Origin of the sequence: Microlunatus flavus (assembly GCF_900110855.1) — a bacterium.
In the GTDB taxonomy this organism is placed as follows: Bacteria; Actinomycetota; Actinomycetes; order Propionibacteriales; family Propionibacteriaceae; genus Microlunatus; species Microlunatus flavus.
Genome location: NZ_FOFA01000004.1, coordinates 292,784 through 302,400, shown reverse-complemented (window position 1 = coordinate 302,400; position 9,617 = coordinate 292,784). Strand labels below are relative to the sequence as shown.

At 76.2% G+C, this 9,617-nt stretch carries 13 protein-coding genes; 6 read left to right on the top strand and 7 right to left on the bottom strand.

Annotated elements, in window-relative coordinates:
- The first annotated feature begins 221 nt into the window (after window positions 1-221).
- The 5 genes from BMY04_RS12130 to BMY04_RS12110 all read left to right on the top strand — a co-directional run bounded on the left by BMY04_RS12130 (window position 222) and on the right by BMY04_RS12110 (window position 3,648).
- Window positions 222-1,229 carry an LLM class flavin-dependent oxidoreductase gene (locus BMY04_RS12130; RefSeq protein WP_091180421.1) on the top strand — a complete coding sequence of 336 codons (1,008 nt, stop codon included), beginning with the start codon at window positions 222-224 and terminating at the stop codon, window positions 1,227-1,229.
- 349 nt (window positions 1,230-1,578) lie between these two features.
- Window positions 1,579-2,295 (top strand): thiamine phosphate synthase, encoded by a 717-nt coding sequence (locus BMY04_RS12125; RefSeq protein ID WP_232506350.1) that lies wholly within the window; start codon window positions 1,579-1,581, stop codon window positions 2,293-2,295.
- Complete coding sequence (locus tag BMY04_RS12120) at window positions 2,292-2,840, top strand: guanyl-specific ribonuclease (RefSeq protein WP_232506322.1); 549 nt, start codon at window positions 2,292-2,294, stop codon at window positions 2,838-2,840. The genes BMY04_RS12125 and BMY04_RS12120 overlap by 4 nt, the downstream gene beginning before the upstream one ends.
- Window positions 2,837-3,205 (top strand): barstar family protein, encoded by a 369-nt coding sequence (locus tag BMY04_RS12115; RefSeq protein ID WP_139209834.1) that lies wholly within the window; start codon window positions 2,837-2,839, stop codon window positions 3,203-3,205. Before BMY04_RS12120 ends, BMY04_RS12115 begins: the two co-directional genes overlap by 4 nt.
- Before the next feature lie 53 nt (window positions 3,206-3,258).
- Window positions 3,259-3,648, top strand: a complete 390-nt coding sequence (locus BMY04_RS12110) for a hypothetical protein (protein WP_091180419.1) — start codon at window positions 3,259-3,261, stop codon at window positions 3,646-3,648.
- Between the two features lie 31 nt (window positions 3,649-3,679).
- On the opposite strand, the gene BMY04_RS12105 is transcribed toward BMY04_RS12110, so the two are convergent.
- The 4 genes from BMY04_RS12105 to BMY04_RS12090 all read right to left on the bottom strand — a co-directional run bounded on the left by BMY04_RS12105 (window position 3,680) and on the right by BMY04_RS12090 (window position 6,653).
- Window positions 3,680-4,036, bottom strand: coding sequence for a hypothetical protein (locus BMY04_RS12105; RefSeq protein ID WP_091180416.1), 357 nt, complete (start codon window positions 4,034-4,036; stop codon window positions 3,680-3,682).
- A 31-nt stretch (window positions 4,037-4,067) separates the two neighbouring features.
- Complete coding sequence (locus BMY04_RS12100) at window positions 4,068-4,685, bottom strand: N-acyl homoserine lactonase family protein (protein ID WP_091180412.1); 618 nt, start codon at window positions 4,683-4,685, stop codon at window positions 4,068-4,070.
- A 139-nt stretch (window positions 4,686-4,824) separates the two neighbouring features.
- A complete protein-coding gene (locus BMY04_RS12095) occupies window positions 4,825-5,817 on the bottom strand; it encodes a serine hydrolase domain-containing protein (RefSeq protein WP_139209833.1) in 993 nt (330 codons plus the stop codon).
- A 56-nt stretch (window positions 5,818-5,873) separates the two neighbouring features.
- Window positions 5,874-6,653, bottom strand: coding sequence for an isocitrate lyase/PEP mutase family protein (locus tag BMY04_RS12090; RefSeq protein ID WP_091180404.1), 780 nt, complete (start codon window positions 6,651-6,653; stop codon window positions 5,874-5,876).
- A gap of 98 nt (window positions 6,654-6,751) precedes the next feature.
- On the opposite strand from BMY04_RS12090, the gene BMY04_RS12085 reads away from it, so the two are divergent.
- On the top strand, window positions 6,752-7,069 hold the full coding sequence (locus tag BMY04_RS12085; RefSeq protein ID WP_091180401.1) for a helix-turn-helix domain-containing protein: 318 nt from the start codon (window positions 6,752-6,754) through the stop codon (window positions 7,067-7,069).
- Between the two features lie 91 nt (window positions 7,070-7,160).
- On the opposite strand, the gene BMY04_RS12080 is transcribed toward BMY04_RS12085, so the two are convergent.
- The 3 genes from BMY04_RS12080 to BMY04_RS12070 all read right to left on the bottom strand — a co-directional run bounded on the left by BMY04_RS12080 (window position 7,161) and on the right by BMY04_RS12070 (window position 9,579).
- On the bottom strand, window positions 7,161-7,754 hold the full coding sequence (locus BMY04_RS12080; protein WP_091180398.1) for a ClpP family protease: 594 nt from the start codon (window positions 7,752-7,754) through the stop codon (window positions 7,161-7,163).
- Window positions 7,751-8,389, bottom strand: coding sequence for a ClpP family protease (locus BMY04_RS12075; RefSeq protein ID WP_091180394.1), 639 nt, complete (start codon window positions 8,387-8,389; stop codon window positions 7,751-7,753). Before BMY04_RS12075 ends, BMY04_RS12080 begins: the two co-directional genes overlap by 4 nt.
- An 86-nt stretch (window positions 8,390-8,475) precedes the next feature.
- Entirely contained in the window at window positions 8,476-9,579 is a 1,104-nt protein-coding gene (locus tag BMY04_RS12070; protein WP_332452327.1) for a polyprenyl synthetase family protein, read from the bottom strand.
- Window positions 9,580-9,617: the final 38 nt, after the last annotated feature.

Genomic DNA, 9,617 nt, shown 5'->3' with positions numbered 1-9,617 from the left:
GGAACGCTCCCTGAGCTCGTCGAAGGGCCTCGAAGAGGTCGGCGTCCGTGCTGCGGTGAGGTACGCCGACCCGTTCCGGGCCCTTCGGCAGGCTCAGGGAGCGTGCGGTCGGGCTCACAGATCGTCGCCCGCAGGAGCGTCGCAGGTGAGGTCTGGGTCGCGCACGACCAACCCCGTCGAACCGGTGGCCGCGCCCGCGCGCGTACGGAAGGATCGGGGCCATGCAGCTGGGGATCACGACGTTCGCCGAGGTGACCGAGGCCGGCGTCTCGCCGGGGGAGCGGCTCCGGCAGGTCGTCGAGGAGGCGGTGCTGGCCGAGCAGGTGGGCCTGTCCGTCTACGGCGTGGGCGAGCACCACCGCCCCGACATGGCGGCGTCGGCGCCGGCGGTCGTGCTCGCGACGATCGCGGGTCGGACCCAGCGGCTGACGCTCACCAGCGCCGTCACCGTGCTCAGCTCGGCCGATCCCGTCCGGGTGTTCCAGGACTTCGTCTCGCTCGACCTGCTCTCGTCGGGCCGCGCCGAGCTCATGGCCGGGCGCGGATCGTTCACCGAGTCGTTCCCGCTGTTCGGCCACTCGCTCGGCGACTACGACGCGCTCTTCGCCGAGAAGCTCGACCTCCTGCTCGCGCTGCGCCACGGCGGCCCGACGACGTGGTCTGGGCAGTTCCGCGCGCCGCTCGACGCTCTGGAGGTGCACCCGCGGCCCGAGCGGCAGCTGCCCCTCTGGCTGGCCGTCGGCGGCACCCCCGAGTCCGTCGTCCGCGCGGGCACCCTCGGCCTGCCCATGGCGCTGGCGATCATCGGCGGCCAGTGGGGCTCGTTCGCGCCCCACGCCGACCTCTACCGGCGTGCGCTCGAGTACGGCCAGCACGACCGGGGCACCCCGCTGGCCGTGCACAGCCACGGCTACGTCTGCCTGGACGAGGCGGCGGGGCGGCGCGAGTTCCTGCCCCGCTACCGGGCGACCTTCGACGGCATCGGGCGCGAGCGCGGCTGGCCGCCCATGTCGGACGCCTCGATCGAGACGCTCCTCGCCCCGGAGGGCGCGTTGTTCTTCGGCCATCCCGAGCGCGTGGCGGACAAGATCGTCGCGCTGACGCGCACCCTGGGGCTCCAGCGCTTCGAGATGCACGCCTCGCACGTCGGCCACGCCGCGACGATGCGCTCGATCGAGCTCTTCGGCACCCGGGTCGCCCCGCTGGTCCGCGAGCAGCTGGCCGCCTGATCTTCTGAACGCCGCGCCCGCGCCCGTGCTCAGCCGCTGAGTCCCAGGTTTCTCACGTTCACGGAAACTCCGGTGCTTCACCCAGCAGATCTGCTGCGGGGAGCACGAGTTCTGCGTGGGGAGCCGGAGCGGGGGAGCGGGAGTCGTGGACCGGGGAACCGGAAAGCGGGAGCCGGTTAGCGGAAGTCGGGAACCTGGCTTCGAGGAACCGGGGAACCGGCGACCGGGAAACCGGGACCGGCGAAGCGGGGGCGGGGAGCGGACGATGGGCGCCGGCGTACGCGGTCGGCCGTCGCCACGTCCCGGGCGCTCGCGCCCCTGGGTGGGGGATGATCGCCGCGTGACCGTGATGACGAGCCTGGCCTCCCGGCTGCGGGCGGCGCGCCTCTACCTCTGCACCGACGCGCGCGAGGCCCAGGGCGACCTGGAGGACTTCCTGCGCGCCGCGGTCGCGGGCGGCGTCGACGTCGTCCAGATCCGGCAGCGGGGGATGAGCCGCGACGCCGAGCTCGCCGCCCTCGAGGTCGCCCGCTCGGTGGCCGCGGCCTCGTCGACGATCGTCGCCGTCCACGAGTCGGCGCGGCTGGCCGAGAAGTTCGCGGCGGACATGCTGCACCTCGGGGCGGACGAGGGCTCGGCGCGCCGGGCCCGCCGGCGGCTGCACGAGTGGGCGCTGGTCGGGCGGTCGGCGCACAGCACCGACCAGCTCGACGAGGCCCTCGCCGACGACGACGTCTCCTACGTCAGCATCGGCCCGGTCCACGCCACGCCCGTGGAGCCGGACGTCGCCCCGGTCGGCCTCGACCTCGTCCGCCACGCCGCGCGCGTGGCCCCGGTGGCCGACGTGGCGTCCAAGCCGTGGTTCGCGGTCGGCGGCATCAGCGCCGACACCCTCGACGACGTCCTCGCGGCCGGGGCGCGGCGCGTCGTCGTGGTCCGGGCCATCACCGAGGCCGCGGACCCGCAGGCTGCCGCGCGGGCGCTCAAGGACCGGCTCCGCCAGGCCTGGGCCGACGACCCGGCGCTCGCCTCGTACGCCCTCCGCTCCGCCGCGCTCGGCCTGTGAGCGCAGGACCTCCGTCCGGCGCCCGGTCCGCCCGCGGTCCCCGGAACGCGGTCGTCGCCGTCGCGCTCGTCGCCCTGCTCCTGCTCGTCGTCCTCGCGGGCCTGCTGCGCGAGGGCGGTTCCGGCGCGGCCGGTGCTCCAGCCACGGCGAGCCCCGGACCCACGGCCACGTCGCCCCCGCGGACCCAGACCCCGAAGCCACGTCCGACCGCAGGCGCCACGTCTGGCTCGACCACGGGTGCCGGGACACGGGACCCGGAGACCGGGCTGCGGGTCGTCGCCCTGAGCACGCTGCCGCGCCAGGCGCAGGACACCGTCGCGCTCATCGACCGGGGCGGACCCTTCCCCTACTCCCAGGACGGCGTGACCTTCGCGAACCGCGAGCGGCGGCTGCCCGTGCACCCGCGCGGCTGGTACCGCGAGTACACCGTCCGTACGCCCGGCGAGGGCGACCGCGGACCGCGCCGCATCGTGACCGGCGACGACGACCGGCTGCTCTTCTACACCGCCGACCACTACGACTCGTTCGTGCAGGTCGCCCGGTGAGCGACGGCGCCGACGTGCTGTCCGGCGAGGATCAAGGCGGCGTGCGTCGTGTCCTCGGTCCCGCCGGCCCGGTCGTCGACGCGCTCGCCGCCGACGGCTGGGCGGTGGCCCTGGTGCCCGGCGCCCGCAGCGACCACGCGTGGTGGGACGGCCTGGTCGGCGCGCTGGGCCTGCCGGACTGGTTCGGCCGCAACCTCGACGCCCTCGACGAGGTCCTGGGCGACCTCGACCGACCCACCGCCCTGGTCCTCGCGTCCTGGTGGGCGTACGCGACCGCCCGGCCCGAGCGCTGGGAGCGCCTGCTCGGGCTCCTCACCGAACGTTCGGCAGAGCCGCCGCCGCTGCTGGTCGTCCTCACCGACTGACACGCGGACCGCCGCTGGGCCGAGGTCCACGGACGCTCTGGGAGCCTGGCCCCATGGAGCCACGCCAGCGCCTCGTCGGAACCGTCGCCCTCGTCCTCGCGGGGCTGCTGGCCGTCGGGACCGTCGTCGCGGTGGTCGCGGCCGGACGCTCCGGCGACTGGGTGCTCGCCTCCAGCGGCGCGGTCCTCACGGCTGCGGCGGCCAGCCAGTGGGGCGCGGTCCGCGCCCGGGCGCGAGGCGGACGCCTGCTGGTGGGGGAGGTCGCCCTCCTCGTCGGCCTGGGCGCCGTCGCGCTGGTGCTCTGCGGGGTGGACTTCGTGACCGGCGAGCGGGACGCCCGCGCCTTCACCGTCCTCTTCGCGGCGGCGCTCGTCGCGATCGTGGGCGGGGTCGTGGGCACGTACGCCCGCTCGTCGCGGTCGGGGCCGGACCGGCCGTCCTGACCCGCGCGCCGAAGGCCCCGCAGCCGAACGGCTATCCCGAGCGGTCGGGCGACCCGCGCCGCAGCTGCACGAACGTCCCGGCTGCGGCGAGGACCGTGCCGAGGACGGCGACGACGGTGAAGACCCGCTCAGCGGTCCCGCCGGTCACGAACGCCATCACACCGACGACGACGCCGAGCAGCGTGACCACCACCAGGGCGGCGACGGCGGGCGTACGGGTGGGCCGGCCGGCGACCGAGTCGCCGACGACGTAGGCCGCGAGCCCGATCGCGCAGACGCACAGCGGCAGCGCGACGAGGCTCCACGGCGCGCCGCGGGCGACGAGGAAGGCCCCGGCCACGGCGACGAGCGCCATGAGCCCGACGACGACGAGGTGGAGCCTGCGCACGCCTGGAGCCTAGGCCCGCCCCGGCGCCCGCTCAGCCCCGCGGGGCCAGCCAGGGCTCGTGGGAGTGCGACAGCCAGACCCGCACGGGCTCGAGCGCGCGGATGATGCGCTGGCCCTCGTCGGTGGGGTCGTCGAGCTGGCCGAACCAGACCGCAGCGTCCCCGGCGACCACCTCGCGCCCCGCGCCGGTCTCCACGACGACGACCTGCGAGCCGGCGGAGTGCCCGGGCGCCGGGACGAGCCGGACCCCGGGCAGCAGCTCGAGCTCGCCGTCGACGGGCACGTACTCCACGCCGGGCGCCTCGACCCACTCCCGGATCGTGTAGGGCTCGGGGCCCAGTGCGTCCTCGAGCTCGCGGCGCTGGACGTGCACCGGCGTGCCGGCGAAGAGGTGGTTGCCGCCGCAGTGGTCGTAGTGCAGATGGGTGTTGACGACGAGGTCGACGCTGGCGGGGTCCAGCGCGGCCAGACCGGGCTGCACGAGGCGCGGGTCCATGTCGGCCACGGCCGGGTGCAGCGCGGTCAGGCCCGTGTCGACGAGCACGCGCCCGTCCGGGTGGTCGATCAGGTGCACGCACACCGGCATCACCTCGCCCTCGGCGACCAGCAGGTCGGCCACGTGGAGCGGGGTGATCGTGATCGAGGTCATCGCGCGTGCTCCTGTCCTGCCCGGACCGCGGCGGGCCGGGCGTCGTCGGCCGTACGGGCTCGACGGGACTGGTGACCCGGCGGGGCCGCCGAACTCATCGGCGAGGCCGACGCCGGACCCCGCCGGGCGCGCTCCGGGTTCACGGCACCAGCTCGTCGAGCAGGCCCTCGGCGAGGGCGTCCGCCCGCGCGTCGTCGTCGTCGAGGGCGAGGAGCACGAAGCCGGAGCCGTCGTCGGCGAGCCGGAGCAGGTGGGCGCACAGCCCGCCCCAGCGCCCGCCGTGGCGGTACAGGCGACGCCCGGCGCGGTCCCGCACGCCCACGCCCCCGGCGTAGTCGAGCGCGGTGCCGTCGTCGAGGTGGCCGGGCGCCTGCACGAGGTCGGCCACGCCCAGCACGTCGCGGTGCATCGCCGAGCCCCAGCGCAGCAGGTCCACGGCGCTGGACCAGAGCCCGCCGTCGCCGAGCGAGAGCGGCGCCGGGTGCTCCGGCCGCAGCCGGGCCGAGCCGGGCGGTGCCGGGTCGGGCCCGGACCAGAAGCGGCTGCCGTCCAGACCGAGCGGTCCGAGCACGAGCTCGTGGGCGACCTCGGCGAACGGTCGCCCGGCGGCCCGGGCGACGACGAGGCCGAGGCAGACGTAGCCCGCGTTGCTGTAGCGGTGCTCGGCGCCCGGTCGGGCGTCCGGTCCGTCCCGCTCGCCGAGCGCGCGGAGGACCCCGTCCGTGGTGCGGTCCAGGCCGGCGCGCTGGAGGTCCTCCCACGCGCACACCTCGGGCAGCCCGCCGGTGTGGACCAGCAGGTGCTCGACCCGCACCGGACGGGCCCACGCCGGCAGCTCCGGCACCCGGTCCGTCACGCTCGCCGTGAGCTCCAGGCGTCCCTGGCGCACGAGCAGCGCGACGCAGGCGGCGACCACCTGCTTGGCCAGGGAGGCGACGTAGACGACGGACCCCGGGCCGAGCGGCTCCCCGGCGGCGTCACGGCCGTGGGCCAGGAACGCCGGCGGACCGGTCGGCGGCTGGACCCCGACCACGAGCGGGTCGTCCGGGCCGTAGCCGGCGGCCTCCACGCGGGCGGCCACCCGGGCCCGCAGCTCCGTCCCGGCAGCCGGCCCCGGCGTACGGCTTCCCACGCCGTGGACGCTACCGGCGTCGGCCGCGGACCTGGGCGCCCGACCCCGCCGCCCGCTCAGTTGAGGGCGCGCGTGCTCGCCGGCAGGGTCCCGCCGCCGACCACGGCGGCCGCCGCGTCCTGCAGCGCGGTCAGCGCGACCCGCTGCGTGAACGGGCCGGTCGAGACGCGCGCGACCCCGAGGTCTCCGAGCTCGGCGGTGGACAGCGAGACGCCCGGGACGCTGATGACCGTCAGCCGCTGGGGCCCGAACGCCTCGGCGACGGCCTTGATCTCGTCGCGGGCGACCAGCCCGGGGACGAAGACGACGGGGGCGCCGGCGGCCAGGAACGCCCGGCCGCGCTCGACCACCTCGTCGAGCACCTGCGTACGCGGCTTGTCGCCGGCGCGGACGACCGCGTCGGTCCGGGCGTTGAGCACGAAGTCGATGCCCGCGTCCCGGCCCGCGGCCAGGACGGCCTCGACGGCGGCGACCGCCTCGTCGAGCGGCTTCATCTGGTCCTCGAGGTTGCCGCCGACGACGCCGACCTCGATCGCGCGCCGGGCCGTGGCGCCCGCGTCCCCGTAGCCCGCCTCGAAGTCCATCGTCACCGGCACGTCGACGGCCTCCACGATGCGCCGGACCATGTCGAGGTGGAGCTCGAGGGGGATGTTCTCGCCGTCCTCGTAGCCGAACGTGGCGGCGATCGAGTGGCTCGCGGTGGCCAGGGCCCCGACGCCGGGAACCGCCGCGACGGTGCGCGCGGAGACGACGTCCCAGACGTTGGCCAGGACGAGCACCTCCGGGGCGGTGTGCAGGTCGAGGAGGGTACGGGCCCGGGTCGCGAGGTCGCTCATGACCGGGGCAACCCGCGTACGGCGGCTGGCATTCCGCCCTCGGCGGACGCGGCCCCTCGGGGGCTGACGCCGCGGCGCGACGGGGCTAGCGTCCCTCCATGACGACGGTGGTCCCCTTCCCGCGCCGGCCCGACCCCGAGCCCCTGTGGCGCGAGGCCGTCGGCGCCCAGCTGCGGACCGAGCGCCGCCGACGCGGCGAGCGCATCGCCGACGTCGCCACCCGCGCCGGCGTCTCCCCGCAGTACCTCTCCGAGATCGAGCGCGGCCGCAAGGACCCCTCCTCCGAGGTCCTCGCCGCCCTGGCCGGGGCCCTCGGCCTGCGGGTCCTCGACCTCACGCAGCGCTCGGCGACCCGGCTGTGTGTCCTGCACGTCGGGGTGGGCCGGCCCACCGGTCCGGTCGCCCTGGCCGCCTGACCCGGCGGGGCCCCACCCCTCGGACGAACCGCTGACCCCCGACAGGGAGATCGCGCTCGGGCGTGTCGGGAGTCAGCGGTTCGCGGTGGGATCAGGGCTCCCGTGCCGGCAGCACGGAGTCGACCACCCCGTAGCGGACCGCGGCCTCGGCGTCGAGGACGAGGTCGCGCTGGGTGTCGTCGCGCACCTGGGCGGCCGTCCGGCCGGTGTGCGCGGCGAGGATCTCCTCCTGCTGGGCGCGGACGCGCGCGACCTCCTCGGCCTCGAGGATGAGGTCGGGCACGGTCCCGCGCCCCTCGGCGGCCGGTGCGTGGATGAGCACCCGGCCGTGCGCCAGGATGCTGCGCCGCCCGGCCGTGCCGCCGGCGAGGAGCAGCGCGGCCGTCGCCGCGGCCTGGCCGACGCAGGTCGTCTCCACGGGCGGCCGGATGAACTGCATGGCGTCGTAGATCGCCAGCGTCGCGGGGATCGAGCCGCCCGGGGAGTTGAGGTAGAGCGAGACCGGCGCCTCGGCGTTCTCGTTCTCCAGGTGCAGCAGCTGGGCGATGACGGCGTTGGCCACGCCGTCGTCGATGCCGGTGCCGAGGTAGACGATGCGGTCGGCGAGCAGCCGGCTGTAGACGTCGACCGTCCGCTCGCCCCTGGTCGTCTGCAGGGTGACGTACGGGATCGTGTAGCTGCTCATCGCCCTGCCCCCGCACCCGCCGCCATGCCTACCGGGCGGCGCCGGGAGGGCAGGACGTCGTCCAGGCTCTCGACGACCGCGTCCACGAACCCGTACGCCAGCGCCTCCTCCGCCGTGAACCACCGGTCGCGCTGCGAGTCGCGCTCGACCCGTTCGACGGGCTGCCCGGTGTCCTCGGCGATGAGGCCCAGCACGGTGTCGCGGGTGTGGCGCAGGTCGTCGGCCTGGATCGCGATGTCCATCGCCGACCCGCCGATCCCCGCCGAGCCCTGGTGCAGCAGCACCTTGCCGTGCGGCATGCAGCGCCGCTTGCCCTTCGTGCCCGACGACAGCAGGAACTGCCCGGCGCTGTAGGCCATGCCGACGTTGATCGTCGCCACGTCGTTGGGGATGGCCCGCATGCAGTCGCGGATCGCGAGCATCCCGGGCACGGAACCGCCGGGTGAGTTGATCAGCAGGTGGATGTCGGCGTGCGGGTCCTCCGCCGCCAGCAGCAGCAGTGCGTGGCAGAGGCGGTTGCTGTTGTGCTGCTCGAGCACCTCGCCCAGGACGAGGGTGCGCCGCTCGAGCAGCAGCTGGTAGAGGCCGCGGTCGAGCGCGGCCTGCGGGTCGGTGGTGGCGTCGTCGTCGCTCATGCGTCCACCCTGCGAGCGACCGGCGCCCGGGGACAGGCCGCGCTGCCGGGGGCAGCGCTGCCCAGAGCAGCGTCAGGAGGGCAGCGTCAGGAGGTCCGGCGCACGGCCGCGTCGGCGAGGGCGCGCAGGGCGGTGCGTCCCTCGGGCGTGACCTCGGCGGCGTCGAGGGCGGCGAGCGCCTGCTCGTACGTCGTGCTGATCGTCGCCTCGACCTCCTCGGTCGCGCCTGAGGCCGTGATGACGTCCTGCAGCCGCGCCACGCCGTCGGCCCCGAGGTCGGGGTCGCCCAGCAGGTCGACGAGCAGCGCCCGGCCGGCGGCGTCGGTGCGGGCGTACGCCTGCGCGACCAGGGCGGTCCGCTTGCCCTCGCGCAGGTCGTCGCCGGCGGGCTTGCCCGTCACCTCCGGGTCGCCGAACACCCCGAGCAGGTCGTCGCGCAGCTGGAAGGCGCGACCCAGCGGCGACCCGTACGCGGCGAGCGCGCCCAGCAGCCGGTCGTCCGCACCGCCCACGGCGGCCCCGGCCTGGAGCGGGCGCACGACGGTGTAGCGGGCCGACTTGTGCTCGGTGACCCGGTCCACGTCGACGAGCGCGCCGGCGAGGCTCGGGCGGCCGTCCACCTCGGGCAGCCAGCGGGGGAGGGGCTGGGCCTGGACGACCATGTCGAGGTACTGGCCGCAGGTCACCTCGGTCCGCATCAGGTCGACGAGCGGGAGCGCGCGCCGCAGCGCGGCGGGCTCGAGGCCGGCCTCGCCGAGCAGCTGCGCGGACCACATGATCAGCAGGTCGCCGAGCAGGATGGCGCCCGCGCGGCCGAAGCCGGGCCCGTCGCCCAGCCAGCCCTGCTCGCCGTGCACGCCCTCGAAGCGGCGGTGGGCGGCCGGCTGGCCGCGGCGGACGTCGGAGGAGTCCATGACGTCGTCGTGGACGAGCGCGCTCGCGTGCAGCAGGTCGAAGCTCGCGGCGGCGTCCAGCAGCGCCGCCACGTCGGCCTCGGCGGGCAGGCCGGCGGCCGCGACCCGGCCCCAGACGGCGAACGCCGGGCGCAGCCGCTTGCCGCCGCCGAGCAGGGCGGCGGCCATCGTGCGGACCACCGCGAGCTCGGGGCCCATCGCCTCCATGACCGGCGCCTGACGTTCGACGAAGGCCGCGACCCGCTCCGAGACCGCCACGCGGAAGGCGTCGCTCAGCGGCTGGCGGGGGTCGAGGAGGGCATCGCCAGACCCGG